The following is a 21,776-nucleotide window of genomic DNA, read 5'->3' on the forward strand; positions in this document are numbered from 1 at the left end:
TATGTCGTGTCGTATTGCAACATTTTATTGTAAAAAAATACAGCAAAAAAATCACCGCCCCCAACGCTCTCATGTCGCCAAAAACAGTGATTCCTAAGTGCGCGATCAGGGGTTCGAACCCTGGACACCCTGATTAAGAGTCAGGTGCTCTACCAACTGAGCTAATCGCGCATCTACTATTGATTTTTATTGCGTCTTCCGTAACGCAATTTATATTATATAATAGCATTCTGAAAAAAGCAAGTGTTTTTTTATATTTTTTTCATATATTTGCATTTTCCTTCATATACTAGTGGAGGGAGGCGTATTGTTATGAAATTTTTATCAAAATATATTGACGCAAAAGACAAGCCTTATATACTTATCGTAATTGTTCTGGGCTGTCTGAATCACTTTTTATATGATATTTCTGGAAAACTGGCAGGGGTCGCCATATTCTGTCCGGTAAATGAATCTACCTGGGAACATTTGAAGCTTTTGTTCTTTCCTTTTCTTTTCGTATCTGTTTCCCAGTATTTTAAATTTCACTTCCATACAATTCGTTTCTTCTATTATCGTTTTATCGCTGCTCTATGCGGAATACTTTCTATTATTGTATTATTTTACACGTATACAGGAGTCATAGGACAACATTTTCTCTTCGTTGATCTTCTTATCTTTATTTTTAGTGTTTTTCTCTCCTTCTCCATCTGTCATTATCTACAGCAAAGAGAACTTACGCTTCCTTCACAGACTATCGTATTTTCTCTTTGGATTCTGGTATCCATGAGTTTCTTTGCTTTTACCTGCTTTCCACCAGATATTCCTCTGTTTTTTCCTACACTCTGACTCTTAATCAGGGTGTCAACGAATTTATTTCACAATCCACAAATCCGCAATGCATTTTTCAGATAACTGTAGTATAATTGTGTTGGTACTTTATTACGTTACAAGAAAGGAGCGTGGGATTATGGAAAATAAACCTGTTCAATGTAAGATAGAGCACCATGCAGTTTTATTTGCACTCTTTGCAAAACACGCAATCGAATTATGCGGTGAAAAAGGGAAAGAAGCAATTCTTACCGGAATGACTACCTATGGCAACGAACGAGGTGCCCGTATGGCTGCCAACGCAATTGCCCATGGAGACCCGCTGACAACTATGACCAATCAGGCATATGGTGAATGGAAACCCGATTACAACGGTCAGATGGAATTTGGACAATTACGTACAGAACCGACACTTCAGACCTACATATCCAAATGCGCCTGGTGTGATGCCTGGAAAAAACACGGATTGACCGAATACGGCAAATTTTATTGTGTCAATGTTGACAATGCAGTTTACCAGGGATTCCGTTCTGATTTTGTCTGCACTCCAACTGCCACTTCCATGAGCTGGGGCGGAGAAAGATGTGAATTTGACTGGGGATATCCCCTGACACCTGATGAGGTCACTCAGCTCGCAGAAAAGAAAAAAGAGCTTGGAACTTCCTGCATGAAAGATTTTAATTTTCACACTGCTCATATCAAGCACACAATCAGCAAGACATTAATCGATACTCTTGGTAAAGACGGGCAAAAAGCTGTTGATCTGGCATTGAAGGATTATGCCGACACCTTCGGTCAGGAATATCTGGATGTCCTGGAAAATGTTTATCCGGCAGAGTAATTAAAAACACATTAACTACAAGGAGGTATGACATGAACCATGAAGCAGATGCGACGAACATTATCGCATCCTGGATTGACCAACATGAGCCAGAACTAATCGAAACCGCCAGCTACCTCTTCCAACATCCGGAACTCGCCTACCAGGAAACTCTTTCCTCCAGATATCTGGCAGAATACCTGGAAGGTCATGGATTCGAAGTCACATATAAAACAGCCGACATTGAGACCGCATTTACCGCTGTATGGCATAGTACTCCTGTTCAAGAAAAACCAATTATTGGATTCCTTGCAGAATACGATGCGCTTGCAGAACTGGGACATGCCTGTGGGCACAATCTTCTCGGCACCGGAGTCTGTGCTGCAGCCTGCGCATTAAAAGCAGATATGAAAAAAAATCATACACCTGGAACGATCCGCGTGTATGGTTGTCCGGCAGAAGAGATCATGTCCGGCAAGATAAAAATGAATGAGAAAAGGGTATTCGATGACTTGGATGTAGCCGTCATGTGGCATCCATTCGACCGAAACCGTATAAGCAACGATATCTGGCAATCTCAGGATATCAAAAACTACACATTCCACGGCATCAGCGCCCACGCTTCCAAGGCACCGGAAGCTGGTAGAAGCGCACTGGATGCAGCGGAACTTATGAATATTGGCGTCAATTATCTAAGAGAACACGTCCCCGGTGACGTCCGTATGCACTATGCATACATCGATAACGGCTTGCCGGCAAATGTCGTTCCCGACTTTGCCAAGACCAATTATTTCATCCGATCCGCCAAACGTGCCCGTACCGAAGATGCAAGCATCCGAGTCGACAATTGCGCCAGAGGCGCTGCCATGATGACTGGAACATCCGTCGACATTGAACTGGTCGGAAGTTGCAAAGAGATGAAAGTCAACCGTCCATTGACCGAGATCTACTACAAAGCCATGACTCAGATTCCGACCCCTGAATATACAGAAGAAGAACTCGCCTTTGCCGCAGATATTACCCGCGAGGCAGGCCTTCAAAATAACGGTATCTACTTCACCGGATTAGAACCACTGGAAGACGAACCAGTCCCCATATCCATTGGAACAGACGCTTCCGAAGTAAGCCATACCGTTCCCCTCATCACAATCAGCGCAGCAACCATGTGCAAAGGCACACCACTGCACCACTGGGCAGCCGCCAAACAAGCCGGAATGAGCATCGGCCACAAAGGAATGCTGTACGCTGCAAGATGCATGGCAGAAGGAACAAAATTATTACTTGAGAAACCAGAAAATTTACAAAAAGTATGGAAGTATCATTTGGGTACACCCCATTTATAAAAAAGTGACACCACAAATGTTAAATGGGGACGTAGTAAAATTGCATTTTACTACGTCCCCAATAAAGGAGGTACATAATATGATTACAAAGAAAATTGGAGTTATTGGATGTGGTAACATGGGTGGCGCTATTCTCTACGGCGCATTGGAAAGCGGCGTTCTCCCTAAGGAGAATGTCTATGTATATGACATTAATCCTGCTATGATGGAAAAAGCCAAGGGCTGGGGTGTGAACCTTGCTAAAGATGATGAAGATGTCTGCTTAAGCAGCGATATTATCCTCTTGGCCGTAAAACCACAGAATGCTGCCGAAGCGTTATCTCAATGTAAAAAAGCGTTAGATGAAAAAGCAATGATGTCCATCGTTGCCGGAGTAACCGTAGAACGCCTGAGAAATATGATTGACGGTACTCCAAGGATTCTTCGCCTGTTGCCAAATACTCCTGCTATGGTATTCGAAGGAGCATTCGCAATCTGCTCTGACAATGACTTTACAGAAGAAGAATTAGAGATTGCAAAATCCATTTACAGCACAATCGGAATTATTGAAATGGTACCGGAACACTTGATTGATGCTGCCTGTGCATTAAACGGCGGTGGTCCTGCTTTCGTTGCTATGTTCATTGAAGCCATGGCTGATGGTGGAGTAAAACAGGGGCTTCCTAGAAAAACAGCTTATCGCCTTGCAGCACAGACTGCTCTCGGTACAGCCAAAATGATTCTTGAAAAAGAATTACATCCAGGTGAAATCAAAGACATGGTAACCTCCCCAGGCGGAACAACCATCGAAGGATGTGAGGCACTGGAAAAAGGCGGCATGAGAGGTGCCGTTATCGACTGCATCAACAAAGCCGCTGAGAAATCCAAGAAGTTATAGATGGGAATTTAGATGAGTTAGTTGGTGATTGGGAGGTGTACGGCGCAAGGGAGTTGGATAGGCTGGTCTGTATCCGATATCCTTCGCTGAGAATCCATAACAGAAAAAAGAGTTGCAATTTCGTGACCGGACTGATTCACCGAGAAATTTGGATAATTTCTCGATTCAGCAGTCCTTTTGAATTTGGCTGAATGCCAAATTCTCACACGGAATTGCAACTCTTTTTTCTGTAACGGATTCTAACACTTGGATAGACGGATACAGACCAGCCTATCCAACTCCCTTGCGCCTGACATTTCCAATTACCGAACGGACTCATCTGGCGGAATTTCTGGCGCGAAGCGCAATGGGGAGCGATGTTTTTATACTATTCATCATTATTTCAATGGAAGAATCAGTTAGTTATTCCGCCAGTTTTTTGACAATATCTTTACTGATATCTTTCCCTCTGCATGACGCGCAGGAATCCTCCCGGATGAGGAAGTTGCGGACTTGGGGGATGTCAAGCGAGAAGATGGATGGGATAGTTTCCATTCGTTGGCCAAGCGATAGAATCCGTTACTGGAAAAGAAGCAGATATTTTGTGCGAAGATTTGGCTTCAAGCCAGATCTGAGAAGGCTGCTGAGCCTCGAAATCATCAAGATTTCGGGGCGAATCAGCCTGGTCACAAAATATCTGCTTTTTTTCCTGTTATGGATTCTTAGCGAAGGACTCCGCAATGGAAACCATCCCATCCGTCCTCTCGCCGTACACACCCAATCACCAACTAACTCATCTAAATTCCTACTTCCCCTGCATCCTTTTAATTACCTTCAATCTGGTAAATTCTTCTCTTTCTTTTTCTTCCAGGGCATTACTGATGTTATAAACCAGATTGGTATACATCGGGATTGTAATATTTTTCAGTGCATTGGCGCGTTTCTGTGTCTTCTTGATATTCGTAGCCAGGCGATAAGCTGAATTTTCAACTTCAGCCAGCTTGATCGTCAATGCTTTCACCTCACGGAATGCCTCTCTGGCAATATCAATAGACTCATGCGTGGCACCAAATGCATAAGTCAGTTTATTCTGTTTCTCATCATATTTTATATGCGGAATTTCTGTTCCCATAATACTTCGCGTCTGAATACGGATAGAATCCTCTATCGGAACAGTAAAGGCCAACTCCTGTACTTTACTGATTCCCAGCTCAATATTGGCACGCTTCAGACAGGCATATGCTTTCGTAAAGGTCGAATCAATCTCTTCCTGGATATCTTTCGCCTCATCAATCAACCCCATCAATTCCTTTAAGAGGATATTACGTTTCTTATCCATCAGCTCATATCCCTGACGCGCAAGTGCCAGCGAATTCTTAGCAAGCATTAAGTTTCCTTTTGTAGGAAATTCTCTCGGATCCATATACAAACCTCTTTTCTACTGCTAATCTTATTACAGTCTACAGACTATCTGCTATTTCCAAATATCGCAACTAGTCTGTTGCCGGTGTATAGTATTTATCGATCAGTTTTGTATCAATTCGGTCGAGCTCTTCTTTTGGCAATAACCGCAGAAGTTCCCAGCCCAGATCCAGCGTTTCCTGAATCGTCCGATTCTCCGTCGGGCCCTGGCCGATGTAACGTTTTTCAAACTCTACACCAAACTTCAGATATTTTTTATCAATCGGAGACAATTCATCTTCGCCGATAACAGAAGCCAGATTTCTTGCCTCTCCCACTTTTGCATATGCAGAAAACAACTGGTTTGCCAGATCCTGATGATCTTCACGGGTATATCCAGCTCCAATTCCATCCTTCATCAGACGTGACAGGGACGGAAGTACACTGATCGGCGGATAGATCGCCTGCCCATGAAGGCTTCGGTCTAATACAACCTGGCCCTCTGTAATATATCCGGTCAGATCCGGGATCGGATGTGTAATATCATCATTTGGCATCGTAAGGATCGGAAGCTGCGTTACAGATCCATTTGAACCCTCTACAATTCCGGCACGCTCATAGATGGTTGCCAGCTCACTGTACAGATAACCCGGGTATCCCTTTCGAGAAGGGATCTCTCCTTTGGAGGATGAGACTTCTCGTAACGCTTCTGCAAACGAGGTCATATCCGTCAGGATAACAAGGATATGCATATTGCATTCAAATGCCAGATATTCTGCCACTGTCAGCGCAACTTTCGGTGTGATCAGACGTTCCACCACCGGGTCATTTGCCAGGTTCAGGAACATACATACATGGTCAGATACTCCGCTTTCTTCAAATGTTTTCCGGAAGAATTCCGCCACATCATGCTTTACACCCATTGCTCCAAATACAATCGCAAATTCTCCTTCTGCGCCATCTCCCAGAGATGCCTGCTTAACAATCTGTGCTGCCAGCTGATCATGCGGCAGTCCATTTCCCGAGAAGATTGGAAGCTTCTGTCCACGAATCAGTGTTGTCAGTCCATCAATTGCAGAGATTCCGGTCCGGATATAGTTTCGCGGATATTCTCTGCGCACCGGGTTCAGCGGAAGTCCGTTGACATCTCTTCGCTCCACTGCCGTAATCGAGCCCAGTCCATCGATTGGTTCTCCGATTCCGTTAAATGTACGCCCCAGCATATCCGGTGACACAGCCACTTCCATCGGACGCCCGGTCAATTTTGTATGCGTATTCTGAAGGGACATATTCTCCGTTCCTTCAAACACCTGTATAATCGCCTTGTCTTCATTCAGTTCAACAATACGGCCCATCTTCTTGATGTTGCCTTCTACGACAAATTCAACAATCTCGTCAAAGAAAGCATTCTGCACTCCTTCCAGTACAACAAGAGGTCCGTTGATATTACTCAGTCCAAGATATTCTATTGCCATTTACGGTTCCTCCTTTATGCATTCTTTTCGATTACTCTCTGATAAAAATGGTCAATCTCCACTTTATATAGATCTAGCAGCTGCAGATCATCGTTTGGAACATCATATTTCATTGCAATTACTTTCTCGAAGATTCCTTCCGCCTTTAACACAGACATCGGCATTCCCATTGCAACAAGAGCCCGGGATGTTTTATACAGATATAAGATAACATCCATCATCTTAAACTGCTTTTCCGGCGATACGCAGGTATCATCTTTGTGGAAAGCATTCTGCTGCAGGAAGCCCAGACGGATTACTCTGGCGATCTCCAGGATCAGTTTCTGATCATCCGGAAGTACATCTCCGCCGATCAATTTTACAATCTCCATCAGGTTACTCTCCTGGCTCAGAATGGTCATCATTCTGTTTCGATAATCTGTAAACTTCGGCGACACATGGTCTGCGTACCATCCACTGAGATCATTCAAATATTCACTATAACTGTTCAGCCAGTGAATTGCCGGGAAATGTCTTGCATACGCCAGAGATTTATCCAGTCCCCAGAAGCATCTCACAAATCGCTTAGTATTCTGCGTAACTGGTTCTGAAAAATCTCCTCCCTGAGGAGATACTGCTCCGATAATGGATACGGACCCCACCTCGCCATTCAAAGTCTGCATCATACCAGCTCTTTCATAAAATGCTGACAGCCGAGAAGCCAGATATGCAGGAAAGCCTTCCTCAGCAGGCATCTCTTCCAGACGTCCGGACAACTCACGCAGAGCCTCTGCCCAACGTGAAGTAGAATCAGCCATAATAGCCACATCATATCCCATATCCCGATAATACTCTGCCAGTGTAAGGCCTGTATAGATAGAAGCCTCACGGGCTGCCACAGGCATATTCGAAGTATTGGCGATCAAAGTGGTACGATCCATCAATGGGTTACCGGTTCTCGGATCCTCCAGCTGAGAGAATTCTTCCAATACCTGCGTCATCTCATTCCCACGCTCTCCACATCCGATATAGATAATAATGTCTGCATCCGCCCACTTCGCAATCTGATGCTGCATCATCGTCTTTCCTGTTCCGAAGCCTCCCGGAATCGCTGCAGTTCCTCCCTTTGCAATCGGGAACATGGTATCCACGATACGCTGTCCTGTAATCAGTGGAATATTTGCCGGGAATCGATGAGCCGACGGTCTCGGAACACGGATCGGCCAGCGCTGTGTCATCGTAAGATCTCTCCTGCTGCCATCCAAAAGTTCCAGCGTAACCAGCACATCCTCTATCGTATACTGCCCATCCGGAACAACGGAGACAACCGTTCCTTCTACATCTGGCGGCACCATACACTTATGAACAATTGCACGTGTCTCCGGAACCTCCGCAATAATGCTTCCGCCATGAACCACATCTCCAACACACACCGTCATATGCGTATCCCACAACTTTTCTCTGTCCAGCGAATCCACACTGATTCCTCGGGTGATAAATGACCCGGCAGTATCCGCGATTCGATCCAACGGACGTTCAATTCCATCAAATATATTATTCAGAATTCCCGGTGCCAGAGTAACGGATACTGCTGATCCAGATGACTCCACGATCTCGCCCGGTTTTAATCCTGATGTTTCCTCATATACCTGTATCGTTGTCAGATCCTTATCCAGGGAAATCACTTCGCCCACCAGCCTCTGTTCCCCTACATATACCATCTCTGACATCTTAAAATCAGTCATACCTTTCAAGTAGATAACGGGACCATTGATTCCGTAGATTTTTCCAGTTGATACACTATTCAACTCCCGCACCTCCTCTGAATACAAACTCACGATATTCTTTTTCAATTGCGCCCTTGAACGCGTGATCAATCAGAATATTCCGTTCTCTGATCACGGCTCGCACACCTCCGATAAAGTCCTCTTTACTCACGGTAAGTGCCATGCCGGTATGTTCCTCCAGATAATCTTTCTTATCTTCATCCGTCGGATTAATGTAGATCGTCATAGCTGCCCCGTCTGCAAATCGGGCCGACTTATTAATATACTCAATCAGAAGACGCTTATATTCTTCCGTCTTCATGAAGTCCCGTATCAGTTCCTCAACCTCCCGGAACAGCTCCTTTTTCAACTCTTTTTGTGTCTTTCCCAGTTCTCTTTTTAATTCCAGCTGCGCCTTGGACATCGCCATATTCAGCTGCTGCTTTGCATGGACTCTTTCCGCCTTCACTCTCATCTCCGACTGTCGGGTTGCTTCTATGCGGTGCTGCTCAAATACGCCCATCAGCGCATCTTCATGCTTTTTCATAATAGCATTGCCCTCTGTTCTGGCTTCTTCCATCGCTGCGGCCTGCAAATGTGATATCTTCTCTTCTATTGTCAAGTGTGTCACCTTCTTTTCAATTGGAATTTCATTCCATCTATAATTTCAGGCCAATCGCCTCATTTACATAAGATGTGATAAAATCTTTCTTACGTCCGGTTCCGTGTCTGTCAGGAATCTCTATCAAAAGCGGCATCTCTCGTCCCAGCTTGATCTCATCGATCAGATCCGGGAATTCTCTGCCGAACTTTTCCGTCAGCAGTATGATTCCCACTGTCTTATCATTCATCGCAGTCTCAATGGCCTCCCGAAGCTCCTCTCTTTCATGAACCACTACACCATCGACACCAGCCAGCCGCATTCCTGTCAGCGTATCGATATTATCACTGATCAGATACATCTTCATCTTACAATTTACCTAAGATCATGAAGGAGATGATCAGTCCATACAGACATACACCTTCTGCAAGACCTACGAAGATCAGAGACTTACCAAGTGCGCTGGAGTCTTCACTGATTGCTCCAAGAGCAGCACTGGCAGCACTGGCAACGGCAATACCACCACCTACACAAGACAAACCGGTTGAAAGTGCAGCGGCAAGGTAACCGAATCCTGTAGCATTTGAAGCAACATTTTCTGCAGTGTCAGCAGCCTGTACCGGATCCCCGCCAAACATCATGATTGCTGCAATTACAAATGCTCCAAAATAAAAGAATACATTGGTTCCAATTGCTCGTTTATATCTTTTTCTGGATTTTTCTCCGAGCAGATAATAGCCAAATGGAATAATAATACTAAGTATCAAAGTTGCAATGAGTAATAATTTTACTGTTAATGTCATGATTGATATCCTCCTTATGTTTGGATTATTAATGTTCTTTACTATGATTATTAAACGGTTTGAATTCCCGTCCGTTTCCTTTATAGAACCGGCTGAACATCTCGTAGTATTCTAGACGAAGTACCTGGATTCCAACGACCAGTCCCTCCAGTCCACATACCAGAATATTGCCCAGCACAAATACGATCCAGTTCGTACTTCCCTCAGATGCACCGGACAGCATAAGTACAACTTCCATCATTGCCGCATGACTGACTGCAAATGCGCCGATTCGCACATAAGATATGGTGTTGGAAAAGTAACTCAGCATTGTTTCGAACAATTCAAAAAATGCCTGCACAAAGAACATGACTTTTCCTTCTTCCATCTTCTTATGTCGCTTCTGAACCAGATTGGCAAGAGGTTCTTTGAACACGAACATCAAAATCGGAACTCCCAGGAAGATAACCATCATAATATTTCCCGGAACTTTATGTCCTGTCATATACAAGACGATCGTAAGAACGAGAAAGCCATAGAACACAAGTCCTGCCACTCCGTTATTCGAAAACAGCCCGTTTTCCAGATCATGTGACTTTATAGCGTTAACCACATTGAAGATCATCACCAGCAGATTCAGCGCCATACCAAATGCAATTGCCACAACAAATACGGTATTCAGCTGACCGATAAACGGAAGATTCGTCATTGCTTCCACCGGCCTTAACCAATGTGCTTCAATAATATTCTCAAATCCAAATATACTGCCGAACATATATCCAAAAAATGTCGAGAAAAGACCGGCGATGGATATGATTCCCGCCAGATCGATCTTCTTGATCAGATAGAGCAGACCGCCGATAACAAACAGGCACAGTCCCTGCCCCATATCTCCAAACATGGCACCAAAAATAAATGTATACGTCAGTGCCACGAACATCGTCGGATCCATCTCGTCATGAGCCGGAAGCCCATACATACGGATAAACATCTCAAAAGGCTTAAAGAATCGAGGATTCTTTAACTTCGTCGGAGGATCTCCAAAGAACTTTTCCTTATCCTCTTCTACCACGATGAACACTTTGTCATCGTGTTCTGCTTCTTTTACAAATGCCTCAACATCTTTTTCTCCCATCCAGCCGCAGAGGATATAATAATCTTCTTTATTATCTCCTACATCTGTCCTTGCCGCCATCTTTCGTACATCGAAGTTATTCGATAACTCTTCCAGCCTTCTTCTTGCACCAAGAAGCTGTGACGCATGCTTTGTCATGAGTTCTTCGATTTTAGTATCAATTTCCTTCATCTGTTCTGCAGCATCATTAATTTCTTTCTGGATATCCTGGCATGCCAGTTCCGGTGTCCCAACATAATCCCTGGATAGCGAGATTCTTTCAAAATGAAGAGAATTGAATACCGAGTCCACTTTACTTGCCTCTGCATTCGAGACAAAATAGCAGCCATAGACATAATTCTCATTCCGGACACCTTCCAGGAATATTGCATTCAGATCACTAAACAGATATCTCTCCAGTCTCTTATAATAATCGACTTCAATTCTTCCGAAACGAACCTTCATATACTTATATCTCATGACTTTGTAGAGATCCAGCTCCAGTGGTCTGAACGGCTCCAGTACATTCAGGTTATCCTTTATGCCATCTGCTTTCTTCTTTAAAAGTTCTTTCTTTTCTACCAGTTCCAGATAATTATGATTAATATTCCGAATCAATGTAATCATCTCGTCTTCCGTCATGGAAGCGTCCACATGAACATTTCCATCCGGTATCAAAGCCGCAAACTGTTCTGCCTTTGCTAATGGTTCCTTATACGGATTCACCTCTACAAAAGGCATGAGATTGTCTGTCGTCTTTAATTCAGTAAGGGCGTTCTCAAGCTGCATCTCATATTTTGACAGATATACATCACATACACGGTCAATATCTGTTCTTGGTCCGCTAATGCTCAAAAACTTCATTTTTACAATCATTCAATCACACCTCCTAGGTATCCTAACGTTTCTCTTGAAGATAAGCCGTAACGGATACATTCAAGGGCTGTAGTTAGTTTATATATTTCTTCTTCTTTTAAAAATAAATACGTATTGACCGTTGCTATAGAATATGGATTCTTTCTCCGGTCACTCAGATATAATCGCTTCAGACATTCTTTATAGATATGCTCCAGTTTCTTTCCCTCAAAACCAACAAGTTTCTTTGCATAATAAGTCGTCCCAAGCTGCCGTTCGAATTCTTCCAGTGTAGGTGCCTCGACCAGCATTTTAAATTCCTCAACACTGATTCGATAATGAATCGGAATAGTAAGGGAATAGATATCTGGTGGAAGCATATGATAATACTTCTTAGCACGATAGATCCACTGGATATTCAAAAGATCTATCTTCGTTCCACAGTCCCTGGTATAAAGTTCCAGTTCCTTCCCTTTCAGAAGCCGCTTATTCTTTTTCCACATACTGGAAAAATAATACAGATCCAATGCCAGATCATAATCAAAGAGATTCGCATCCTCTGCATCTCTTAGCTTCTGGAGAGGAGCATAATACTCCGTTCCCCGCAGGTTATCTACCAATTCTACAATATTTCTTGATGTGATCAACTTATCAATGGATATCTGGGAATACTTATCGAAGAATTCTTTCTTATATTCTAGATCAAACGGTTTATCGTAATGATTAAATATGATACGCAGACAATAATTAATCAGATCAATCTCATACCTCTTCCAGTATATCTTCAGGAACTTCTTCTGTTCCATTCCCGCAAACCGGAAAATTCTTGTGTAATCATCAAACAACGACTGATACAGCACTTTTTCCACATTGCCGCGGTGATACAACGAGACATCCATCCGATTAACATAATCTGCATAAGCCGGCTTTTCTTTCAGATAATCTATAGCTTCCGGTACGCTTTTCAGATTCGCAATATTCTCAAAATCTTTTTCTGTAAGGAGCTTTGCCTGCATCGCACGGACCTTTGTAACAATTCCGCTGTATGACATAACATTTCCCATGTTTTACACCTCTATTATATGCTTCAAAATCTCCTGGGCATATGCGCTGTGATTTTTCTCAAATTCTTTTCTCAGATTATCAATCGTCGACTGATTCTTCTCTCTCTGATCCGCCAGAATCCGTTCCATCTCCCTGTCGGCTTCTGCTTTAATCTGATCCAGTTGTACCTGCGTCTCACTTTCCAAATTCTCATCAAACTGGTCTCGCTTCCTCTGAATCTCTTTCTCAATCTCTTTTTTCTGAGCCTCGGCATGCTCCACAATTGCTTCCGCAGTCATCTCTATATCCGCTAATTTTTCAACAACAGATTCCATAGGCGCCTCCATTTTCCTATAATTACACTCATGTTATAATAATACTCTTATTTTTTCAAATTTCCATAGTCAATATTACCAAAAAATTACAGCCTTGTTACTTATTTAACACATTCGTGTAGAATTGACTTTTCTTTGCTCAGGAGATAAACTAAAAGATATGCTAAAACGCTTGAAAATAGGGAGGAATCGCGTATGCGTCTTAGAAATATACCACGCGCAGAAGGTGTATTGAACGACTGTAAAGAAGTTGTTAAAAATGAAACTGATTTTAAAGGAAATTGGCAAAATGTATTTGATAATACCAACCCCATACATATAGAAATTGGAATGGGAAAAGGAAAGTTTCTTCTCTCCCTTGCTCAGTGTAATCCAGATATCAATTACATTGGCATCGAGAGATATTCCAGTGTCCTTCTTCGTGCAGTAGAAAAATTCCAGGAAATGGAGAATTCTCCATCTAACATTCGCTTCATCTGTATGGATGCTGCTGATATCGCAGAGGTATTTGCTCCTGATGAAGTCTCCCGTATATATCTGAATTTCTCAGATCCATGGCCGAAGGCTCGTCATGCCCGCAGACGCCTGACTTCCGCTGAATTCTTTGCACAATATGACCGGATACTCACTCAGGACGGGACTGTTGAATTCAAGACAGATAACAGGCCTCTCTTTGATTTTTCCGTAGAACAGCTAAAAGAATCTTCCACATTTGAACTTGCCGCCTGTACCTACGACTTACATAACACACCAGATATGAACCAGGGCAATATTATGACAGAATATGAAGAAAAGTTCTCTTCTATGGGTAACCCCATCTGCAAATTAATTGCTCACAGGAAATCTTTATAATATCTCTCTGTGCCAAAGTCTTGTACATCTGCATATATTAATATAGAAGAATTTATATCTGGATGTAAGCATATGGGACGCAGACGAAAAAAAGGAATCAAACAAAAGATCTGTGAATTTACTTACCGACAAAAAGGATTACACAACAAATTAATCTGTCTAAGGCACTCTATGGATGAAGTATGTCGCATATTGAATCCCAGATGCTAGAAGATGAGAAAAAGAAAGGTTGAATAATATGTTACACTTAACAGCCAAAAATTTTGCGGCTGAGGCGAAACACGACCCTCTTCCGGTTGTGGTCATGTTCTATGCAATATGGTGCGGCAAATGCGCTATGATGAAGCCGGTTGTAGAGGAAATCGAAAAAAAATATGAAGGCCAGATTAAATTCTGCGAAGTAGAAGTTGACGAATCGGCCGTACTTGCCGCCAACTACGAAGCAAATATCGTTCCGACATTCGTATTCTTTCAGAACGGCGAATTGCTTGGAAGTATGCAAGGTGTCATAGACGAAGAGCTATTTGATCAACGTCTACAGAAAATCTTCAGAAATAGTTAATGCATATTTTATTTGCAAAAATAGCGGAATATGGTATATTAGGGTAGAATCATGAAGTCTCCGTGTGGCAGTCGACGAAGCTATAGCCATTTTGCTTGCGTCGGCTGTCGCCGCAAAAGAACAAAAAGGAGGTATGGTGTTTACACCAGACATTATGAAAAAGATAAAACGAACATTACCATTAATCATGGCTGCAGTACTTACCTGCTCCAGCCTGCCTCTGGTAGCTCAGGCTGACAGCTCAAAGGTTGTAACTCTTGGCGCCAATCTTACAGAGGAACAGAAAACCTCCATGTACGAATATTTCGGAACTTCTGCTGATGAAGTGGATACCATCGAAGTAACCAATGCGGATGAAAGAAAATACATGGAAGGAATCGCTTCTGAGGAACAGATTGGAACTCGTACATATAGCTGTTCCTATGTGGAACCAACCAGCAGTGGCGGTGTACAGGTAAAAGTTGCAAACCTGACTTATGTAACCAGTTCTATGATTGCAAGTACATTATTAACTTCCGGTGTTGAGAACTGCAATGTTGTTGCTGCCTCTCCAATCGAAGTATCCGGTACCGGGGCATTGACCGGAATCATGATGGCTTATGAACAGGCAAGCGGTGAAGCCCTGGACGAAGGACAGAAGGAAGCTGCCACTCAGGAACTGATAACTACCGGAGAACTTGCCGATACCATCGGTCAGGAACAGGCAAGCGACCTGATGAACGAAGTAAAAGAAGACGTCATCGATAACAACTTAACAGATGAAGGCGAGATTCAGGATGCAGTCAACAATGCCGCAGATAAATATAACATCACCCTTTCCGAAGGACAGATGGCTCAGATCGTATCCCTGATGCAGACAATCTCTCAATACGATTATGACACAAAAGCATTGAAGAAGACACTGGACAACTTGAACGGAGAAAGCGGCGGATTCTTCTCCAACCTCTGGAGTTCTGTCAAAGGATTCTTTACCGGCGATTCTAACGACGGCGGAATCATCAACGATACTCAGGACGATGTCCTCGGAGCAGATGCCATCATTGACAGTACACTGGATGCAGTTGTCGGCGAAGAAAAAGAAAGCTTCTGGGATAAAATAGTTGGATTCTTCAAAGATCTCTTCGGCGGAGAGGATGAAGATACCAACGAAGATACAGAAGAAGTAGACGAAGACGCTGACACCGACGAAGAAGAAGACAACACCGATGATACAGATATCACAGACGATTCCGATCTCGATGGAAGTGATTCCACAGATGATGCTGCAATCGACGATTCCACCGCAGACGGAACCGATACAGACACCTCCGGTGACACCGGATTAGTCATCGATGATGGCACAACCGATTCCAGCGAGAGTGTTCAGTAGGAATTTTGATGGGTAAGTTTTGTGATTGAGGAGTGCACGACGCAAGGGAGTTGGATCGGTTGGTCTGTATCCGGTATCCTTCGCTGAGAATCCATAACAGAAAAAAGAATTGCAATTTCGTGACCGGACTGATTCACCGAGAAATTTGGATAATTTCTCGATTCAGCAGTCCTTTCGAATTTGGTCTGTAACCAAATTCTCACACGGAATTGCAATTCTTTTTTCTGTAACGGATTCTAGTGCTTGGATAAACGGATACAGACCAACCGATCCAACTCCCTTGCGCCTGACATTCTCAATCACGGAACGAACTCATCTAGGGGAATTCCTAGCGTGAAGCGTAATGAGGTACGATATTCTTATACTATTCATTATTATTTTGATGGAAATATTGGTTAGTTATTCTGTCAAACTATTGCCAATATCTTTCCCTTTTCGTCATACGCAGGAATCCTCGCAGATGAGGAAGTTTCGGACTTGGGAATGACAGGCGAGAGGATGAATGAGATGGTTGACATTCGTTGGACAAGCGTTAGAAGCCGTTACAGAAAAAGGAACAGACATTTTGCGCGAAGATCTGGCCTCAAGCCAGATCTAAGAAGGCTGCTGAGCCTCGAAATCATCAAGATTTCGGGGTGAATCAGCCTGGTCACAAAATATCTGCTCCTTTTCCTGTTATGGCTTCTCAGCGAAGGACTCCGCAATGCCAACCATCCCATTCATCCTTGCGCCGTACACTCTCAATTACCAACTCACTCATCTAAATTCCCACTTAAAACTCAAATATAGCAACTCCATATGCTGGCAATTTATATTCGAAGGAATATGGTCTTCCATCGCATTCTTCCTTCTTAGCCTTATAAACAAGTGGTCTTTCTTCTCCTTTTCCACCATATTTCGGATCATCACTATTCATGATCAGCTTATACTGTTTCTTTCTCGGTACACCAACACGATAATCTTCTCTCTCCACTGGTGTAAAGTTACATACGAACAGGAGGTTCTTTTTATTTCCTTTGGAATGTCTGATAAAGCTGAAGATACTTCTGTCAGCATCGTCTGCGTTGACCCACTCGAAGCCATCCCAGCTGTCATCCTGCTCATACATTGCTTTATTCTTCTTATACAGATGGAGCAGATCTCTTACCCAGTTTTGCATCTGCAGATGTTCCTCTTCTGCCAGAAGATACCAGTCTAACTCTCGTTCTTCACTCCACTCACGAAGCTGGGCAAATTCCTGTCCCATGAACAGAAGCTTCTTTCCGGCATGTCCCATCATAAAGGCATACCCGACTTTTAGATTCGCATATTTGTCGAACCCAAGGCCCGGCATCTTGTTCAGCATAGAACACTTCAAGTGAACAACTTCATCATGTGATAATACCAGAATAAAGTTCTCGCTATGTGCATAACTCATAGCAAATGTCATCTGATTGTGATTATATTTTCTGAAGTATGGATCCAGTTTCATATATTCTATAAAATCATGCATCCATCCCATATTCCATTTCAGGCTGAAACCAAGGCCATCGTCTTCAACATCTCCGGTAACCTTCGGCCAAGCTGTAGATTCCTCTGCAATCATTAATGCACCTGGATTACGTTTTTTTACAATGGAATTCAGATGTTTGAAGAAATCAATTGCTTCAAGATTCTGATTTCCGCCATATTTATTAGAAATCCACTGACCAGTCTGTTTTCCATAGTCAAGATAAAGCATGGATGCAACCGCATCTACTCGCAGACCATCTACATGGAAATATTCAATCCAGAACAAAGCATTAGAAATCAAAAAGTTACGCACTTCATTTTTTCCATAATCAAAAATCTTGGTTCCCCAATCTGGATGTTCTCCCTTTTTTGGATCTGCATATTCATATGTAGGGGTTCCATCAAAATTAGCCAATCCGTGTATATCTCTCGGGAAATGAGCCGGTACCCAGTCCAGGATAACTCCGATTTTATTCTTATGAAGATAATTAATCATCCACGCGAAATCTTCTGGTGTTCCATAACGAGAAGTCGGTGCAAAGTATCCCGTCACCTGATATCCCCAGGAACCGTCAAACGGATGTTCCGCAATTCCCATCAATTCAACGTGAGTATATCCCATATCTTTTACGTACTTTACAATTTCCTTTGCAAACTCACGATAATTATAGAATCCCGTACCTTCCGTTCCAAGATGCCGCTTCCAGGAACCAATATGTACTTCATAGATAGACATTGGTTCTTTCATATGATTCCACTGTTCACGCTTCTCCATCCAGACAGAATCTGTCCACTTAAGCTGGGAAATATCCGTCACTCTTGATGCTGTACCCGGTCTTAGCTCTGCATAATTCGCATATGGATCAGACTTAAAAACATATTCTCCTGTATATGTCTCCACACAGTACTTATATAAAGCTCCCTCTTCAACACCCGGAATAAAACATGTGTATATTCCCAATGGTTCTTCCCTCTCCATTGGATTAGCTTCCATGCTCCACTCATTGAAATCGCCCACTACAGACACAGAACGCGCATGCGGTGCCCATACTGCAAAATATACGCCCTCTTTTTTCCCTTTTTTCACTCTATGAGCTCCCATTTTTTTGTAAATCTCATAGTGTGTTCCCTGTCCAAAAAGGTACTGATCCAGTTCGCCGATTTCATATGGTTTTTTCTTTTTCTCTGCCATATAACTATCCCTCACATTCTGTTGCGATATATTATTATTATACTTTAGACCACCATAAAAAGAAAGGGTTTTGGCAAATCTTACTCACCAAAACCCTACTTTTATTCATCTCTTATATTTTGAAATCTTCCTCTTTCAAAATAATTCTGTCAGACTCATCTGTACTTCTTCCAAACACTCTTCTTGCCAAATGCTTTACATTTGCCTTCTGAGAATGTTCAATTGCTTCATCCATGATTTCCTTAACCTCTGCAACAGATACCGCATGATCTTCTCTCTGCATCACATCAATTCTGCTGTATAATGCAAGAATTCCCATTTCATCCAGCTTATAACCATTCTCCTTCGCATATGTCTGTCCAAACGTTACCAATTCATCATTTATAAATACCGGAAGTTCCAGTCTTGAAGTAAACTTCTTCTTAAAATCTGGATTGGCTGTCATCAGACGCTCCAGTGGTTTTCTCTGATCTTCCAGCACAAAAAGAAGTTCTCCTGTCTTCTTTTCCATCAGATAATTTAACTCTTTAATTGTTCTGGAATTCAGTTTGCCTGCCTTTTCGATAATAATTGCACCACCACGAAGCTTCTGAATAATATTCGTCAATTCCTTCTTATTCAATGATTCTCCTGTTACAATCGCTACCTTTCCTTGCTTCAGGTTCCTCTGCTTCTGAATTGCCTTTACAATATCTACTGCAAGTACCGTCTTACCAGAACCTTTACGTCCGATTACCAGAAGGTTTCCTGTCTTTGAGGTTCCTTCTCTCTGTGCTCTCCGGTCATTATCAAGAACTTCCACGATCTGTTCACTCATTCCTCTTACCGGAACAAAATAAGAGAACAATTTTTTCTGTTCTTCGGTAAGTCCAGCTTTTAGACCAATCTCACTAGTTGCGCTCAGATCATAACGTCCAGTCACAACAAATCCTGTATCAAACGGAACTCCACCGCCTTTTGACTTTTTAATTCTTTTCTGAATCTCTTCTTCAGATGGCTCCTCAATTTCAAGAGTCTCTGTTACCGGTTCAGGCTCTGCCTTTTCAAGTTCCTCCTCTTCGAAATCTTCCTCCTCAAAGTCTTCTTCCTCAAGTTCTTCTTCCTCAAGTTCTTCTTCCTCGAAGTCATCTTCCTCAAAGTCTTCCTCGCCGAAATCTTCCTCCTCAAAGTCTTCTTCTCCAAAGTCTTCTTCTTCGAAATCTTCCTCTCCGAAGTCTTCTTCCTCAAAATCTTCCTCTGCAAAGTCTTCTTCTCCGAAATCTTCCCCGAAGTCTTCCTCGTCAAAGTCTTCTTCTTCGAAATCCTCTTCTCCAAAGTCTTCCTCGTCAAAGTCTTCTTCAAACTCCTCTGCAAAGTCTTCTTCGAAATCGCCGATAAAATCTTCTATATCAAAATCTTCTTCCTGATCTTCTACTTCCTCTGTTTCAAAGGTATCTTCCAGCGCATCGGCCTCGAAATTATCTTCTTCTACATCATTCTCCATTTCTTCCATCAATTTTACAATATCATCTGGAATTCTCTGTGTCTTTCCCTGAATGATCGTATCTGCTTCCTCAGCTGCTTTTTTAGCTGCTTCTTCCTCCGCTGCTTTTTTAGCTGCTTCTTCCTCTGCTGCTTTTCTGGCCGCCTCTTCCGCCGCTTTTCTGGCTGCTTCTTCTTCCGCCGCTTTTCTAGCTGCTTCTTCTTCCGCCGCTTTTCTGGCTGCTTCTTCCTCCGCTGCTTTTCTGGCTTCTTCCTCGGCTGCCTTTCTAGCTGCCTCCTCAGCTGCTTTTCTGGCTGCTTCTTCTTCGGCTGCCTTTCTAGCCGCCTCCTCAGCTGCCTTTCTAGCCGCTTCTTCCTCGGCTGCTTTTCGGGCTGCTTCTTCTTCCGCCGCTTTTCGGGCCGCTTCTTCTTCCGCCGCTTTTCGGGCCGCCTCAGCTGCCTTTCTCTCTACTTCTAAGCGTTCTGCTTCTTTTCGACGTTCTGCCGCTTCCCGCTCTTTTCTAATTCTCTCGCGGTCTTCCTGCTTCTTCTTTTCGATTACTTCTGCATTCGCCTTCTGCTTTGCTTCCCACTCCTGAAGGATTTCTTCAATGCGCATCTGTCCAGTAACTCTTAACGCTTCCTCTTTCTCCTTCATTGCTTTCTCTTCTATATTGATTCCACTGGCGATTGCCACTCCCGTTGCAAGTGCTTCTTGCAAAGTTGCACCCTTTACAACTCTCGTAATTGCAGAATGCTTTTCTGGCTTTTCTTCTGGAATCTCTTCTTCCATTACTTCCGGCAATTCTTCTGCGACATCAATTCCATTCTGCTTCAATTCTCTTGCAACGTCCTGAACTTTTTCCTCTTCAGCCGCCTCTGCTTCACGGATAATTTCTGCCATAGGCGTTTTTGCCTGTTCCGGCTTCTTTTCTTCTGTCTTCTCAGACTCTTCTTTCTTTGGTGCGCCTGGGCGAGCATCGTATTTTTCCTTCTGAAGCGGGGTCAATGGCTTATACTTCATCTTCAATTCCATTGCCTGATAGACATACTTTCCTTCGCTAAACCACAGAATCAAGTCATCACATTCTTCCAGACATTCTGCAGTCATTCCCGCCTCATGATATAATTTTGCCAACTCGTATGCCCATTTTTCAACATACTCCGCCTTTTTAAAATCTTCCATGGCATGAATCTGTTCTTCTAATGGTGCTCCCTGTGCTCTCAGAATCTTGTATTTCAAAATATACTGATTTGGATCTTTTGGTGCAAGTTTTACAAATTCTTCATAACAATCTGATGCTTCTTCAAAATCTTCTATCTTTAACGCCAGATTACCGAGCCGGTATACAATCTTTCTGCTTCCCGGAGCGCGATCAAATGCAACAAATAGTATATCTCGGCTCTTCTGGAATTCTCCGTTATATTCATAGATCTCACTTACCATATTCAGCATAGACACATTCTTAACTCTGCGCCAGTCAATGGTATCTGCAATCTCCATAGCTTTCTTATATTGTTTTTTATCCATGTATTCGAGCATCTGCTCTGTCTTTACCCGATATTCATATTTATCCAAATTTCTCACCTCAAATAATTGTCAAAATAGTATATTTACTTACTTATATTTATATAAGTTTATCATATGGTTATAATAATGTCAAAATG

General features: G+C 42.8%; 18 protein-coding genes and 1 tRNA gene. 7 read left to right on the forward strand and 12 right to left on the reverse strand.

What is annotated here, in order from left to right; all coding sequences use genetic code 11:
* Positions 1-98 precede the first annotated feature (98 nt).
* Positions 99-171 (reverse strand) — tRNA-Lys (locus tag JQM81_RS02735).
* Between the two features lie 141 nt (positions 172-312).
* Between JQM81_RS02735 and JQM81_RS02740 the strand changes: the two genes are divergently transcribed.
* The 4 genes from JQM81_RS02740 (at position 313) to proC (ending at position 3,850) form a co-directional block, all read left to right on the forward strand.
* Complete coding sequence (locus JQM81_RS02740) at positions 313-828, forward strand: DUF6512 family protein (RefSeq protein ID WP_235231996.1); 516 nt, start codon at positions 313-315, stop codon at positions 826-828.
* A 121-nt stretch (positions 829-949) separates the two neighbouring features.
* Positions 950-1,651 (forward strand): L-2-amino-thiazoline-4-carboxylic acid hydrolase, encoded by a 702-nt coding sequence (locus JQM81_RS02745; protein WP_235231997.1) that lies wholly within the window; start codon positions 950-952, stop codon positions 1,649-1,651.
* Positions 1,652-1,683: 32 nt separating this feature from the next.
* Positions 1,684-2,973 (forward strand): amidohydrolase, encoded by a 1,290-nt coding sequence (locus JQM81_RS02750; protein ID WP_235231998.1) that lies wholly within the window; start codon positions 1,684-1,686, stop codon positions 2,971-2,973.
* Positions 2,974-3,052: 79 nt separating this feature from the next.
* Entirely contained in the window at positions 3,053-3,850 is a 798-nt protein-coding gene (proC, locus tag JQM81_RS02755) for a pyrroline-5-carboxylate reductase (protein WP_235231999.1), read from the forward strand.
* A 784-nt stretch (positions 3,851-4,634) separates the two neighbouring features.
* Here proC and JQM81_RS02760 read toward each other — a convergent pair.
* The 9 genes from JQM81_RS02760 to JQM81_RS02800 form a co-directional block, all read right to left on the reverse strand.
* Positions 4,635-5,252, reverse strand: coding sequence for a V-type ATP synthase subunit D (locus tag JQM81_RS02760; RefSeq protein WP_235232000.1), 618 nt, complete (start codon positions 5,250-5,252; stop codon positions 4,635-4,637).
* A gap of 70 nt (positions 5,253-5,322) precedes the next feature.
* Positions 5,323-6,705 carry a V-type ATP synthase subunit B gene (locus JQM81_RS02765; RefSeq protein WP_235232001.1) on the reverse strand — a complete coding sequence of 461 codons (1,383 nt, stop codon included), beginning with the start codon at positions 6,703-6,705 and terminating at the stop codon, positions 5,323-5,325.
* A 14-nt stretch (positions 6,706-6,719) separates the two neighbouring features.
* Positions 6,720-8,492 (reverse strand): V-type ATP synthase subunit A, encoded by a 1,773-nt coding sequence (locus JQM81_RS02770; protein ID WP_235232002.1) that lies wholly within the window; start codon positions 8,490-8,492, stop codon positions 6,720-6,722.
* The gene (locus JQM81_RS02775) at positions 8,485-9,072 is read right to left on the reverse strand and encodes a V-type ATP synthase subunit E (protein ID WP_235232003.1); all 588 of its coding nucleotides are present in this window, start codon (positions 9,070-9,072) and stop codon (positions 8,485-8,487) included. The genes JQM81_RS02770 and JQM81_RS02775 overlap by 8 nt, the downstream gene beginning before the upstream one ends.
* Before the next feature lie 37 nt (positions 9,073-9,109).
* The gene (locus tag JQM81_RS02780; RefSeq protein WP_235232004.1) at positions 9,110-9,418 is read right to left on the reverse strand and encodes a V-type ATP synthase subunit F; all 309 of its coding nucleotides are present in this window, start codon (positions 9,416-9,418) and stop codon (positions 9,110-9,112) included.
* A 1-nt stretch (position 9,419) separates the two neighbouring features.
* Positions 9,420-9,854, reverse strand: coding sequence for an ATP synthase subunit C (locus JQM81_RS02785; protein ID WP_235232005.1), 435 nt, complete (start codon positions 9,852-9,854; stop codon positions 9,420-9,422).
* A 28-nt stretch (positions 9,855-9,882) separates the two neighbouring features.
* Positions 9,883-11,823: a V-type ATP synthase subunit I gene (locus tag JQM81_RS02790; protein ID WP_235232006.1), complete on the reverse strand. Its 1,941-nt coding sequence runs from the start codon at positions 11,821-11,823 to the stop codon at positions 9,883-9,885.
* Complete coding sequence (locus tag JQM81_RS02795; protein ID WP_235232007.1) at positions 11,820-12,866, reverse strand: V0D/AC39 family V-type ATPase subunit; 1,047 nt, start codon at positions 12,864-12,866, stop codon at positions 11,820-11,822. The genes JQM81_RS02790 and JQM81_RS02795 overlap by 4 nt, the downstream gene beginning before the upstream one ends.
* A 3-nt stretch (positions 12,867-12,869) precedes the next feature.
* Positions 12,870-13,181, reverse strand: coding sequence for a hypothetical protein (locus JQM81_RS02800; RefSeq protein WP_235232008.1), 312 nt, complete (start codon positions 13,179-13,181; stop codon positions 12,870-12,872).
* 195 nt (positions 13,182-13,376) lie between these two features.
* Here JQM81_RS02800 and trmB point away from each other — a divergent pair, with 195 nt between their 5' ends.
* The 3 genes from trmB (at position 13,377) to JQM81_RS02815 (ending at position 15,964) form a co-directional block, all read left to right on the forward strand.
* Positions 13,377-14,033, forward strand: a complete 657-nt coding sequence (trmB, locus tag JQM81_RS02805; protein ID WP_235232009.1) for a tRNA (guanosine(46)-N7)-methyltransferase TrmB — start codon at positions 13,377-13,379, stop codon at positions 14,031-14,033.
* 238 nt (positions 14,034-14,271) lie between these two features.
* Positions 14,272-14,595, forward strand: a complete 324-nt coding sequence (locus JQM81_RS02810; RefSeq protein ID WP_235232010.1) for a thioredoxin family protein — start codon at positions 14,272-14,274, stop codon at positions 14,593-14,595.
* A gap of 64 nt (positions 14,596-14,659) precedes the next feature.
* A complete protein-coding gene (locus JQM81_RS02815; RefSeq protein WP_235232011.1) occupies positions 14,660-15,964 on the forward strand; it encodes a DUF1002 domain-containing protein in 1,305 nt (434 codons plus the stop codon).
* A gap of 772 nt (positions 15,965-16,736) precedes the next feature.
* On the opposite strand, the gene glgB is transcribed toward JQM81_RS02815, so the two are convergent.
* Positions 16,737-18,647 (reverse strand): 1,4-alpha-glucan branching protein GlgB, encoded by a 1,911-nt coding sequence (gene glgB / locus JQM81_RS02820; protein ID WP_235232012.1) that lies wholly within the window; start codon positions 18,645-18,647, stop codon positions 16,737-16,739.
* A 112-nt stretch (positions 18,648-18,759) separates the two neighbouring features.
* Complete coding sequence (locus JQM81_RS02825) at positions 18,760-21,651, reverse strand: hypothetical protein (protein ID WP_235232016.1); 2,892 nt, start codon at positions 21,649-21,651, stop codon at positions 18,760-18,762.
* Between the last annotated feature and the right edge of the window lie 125 nt (positions 21,652-21,776).

This window comes from Faecalicatena contorta (assembly GCF_021531895.1).
GTDB lineage: Bacteria > Bacillota > Clostridia > Lachnospirales > Lachnospiraceae > JAFBIX01.

Excerpts from the sequence above, each read along its gene's own strand:
- JQM81_RS02740 (WP_235231996.1), top strand. The coding sequence starts at position 313 with ATGAAATTTTTATCAAAATATATTGACGCAAAAGACAAGCCTTATATA.
- JQM81_RS02745 (WP_235231997.1), top strand. The coding sequence starts at position 950 with ATGGAAAATAAACCTGTTCAATGTAAGATAGAGCACCATGCAGTTTTA.
- JQM81_RS02750 (WP_235231998.1), top strand. The coding sequence starts at position 1,684 with ATGAACCATGAAGCAGATGCGACGAACATTATCGCATCCTGGATTGAC.
- proC (WP_235231999.1), top strand. The coding sequence starts at position 3,053 with ATGATTACAAAGAAAATTGGAGTTATTGGATGTGGTAACATGGGTGGC.
- JQM81_RS02760 (WP_235232000.1), bottom strand. The coding sequence starts at position 5,252 with ATGGATCCGAGAGAATTTCCTACAAAAGGAAACTTAATGCTTGCTAAG.
- JQM81_RS02765 (WP_235232001.1), bottom strand. The coding sequence starts at position 6,705 with ATGGCAATAGAATATCTTGGACTGAGTAATATCAACGGACCTCTTGTT.
- JQM81_RS02780 (WP_235232004.1), bottom strand. The coding sequence starts at position 9,418 with ATGAAGATGTATCTGATCAGTGATAATATCGATACGCTGACAGGAATG.
- JQM81_RS02785 (WP_235232005.1), bottom strand. The coding sequence starts at position 9,854 with ATGACATTAACAGTAAAATTATTACTCATTGCAACTTTGATACTTAGT.
- JQM81_RS02790 (WP_235232006.1), bottom strand. The coding sequence starts at position 11,823 with ATGATTGTAAAAATGAAGTTTTTGAGCATTAGCGGACCAAGAACAGAT.
- JQM81_RS02795 (WP_235232007.1), bottom strand. The coding sequence starts at position 12,866 with ATGGGAAATGTTATGTCATACAGCGGAATTGTTACAAAGGTCCGTGCG.
- JQM81_RS02800 (WP_235232008.1), bottom strand. The coding sequence starts at position 13,181 with ATGGAATCTGTTGTTGAAAAATTAGCGGATATAGAGATGACTGCGGAA.
- trmB (WP_235232009.1), top strand. The coding sequence starts at position 13,377 with ATGCGTCTTAGAAATATACCACGCGCAGAAGGTGTATTGAACGACTGT.
- JQM81_RS02810 (WP_235232010.1), top strand. The coding sequence starts at position 14,272 with ATGTTACACTTAACAGCCAAAAATTTTGCGGCTGAGGCGAAACACGAC.
- glgB (WP_235232012.1), bottom strand. The coding sequence starts at position 18,647 with ATGGCAGAGAAAAAGAAAAAACCATATGAAATCGGCGAACTGGATCAG.
- JQM81_RS02825 (WP_235232016.1), bottom strand. The coding sequence starts at position 21,651 with ATGCTCGAATACATGGATAAAAAACAATATAAGAAAGCTATGGAGATT.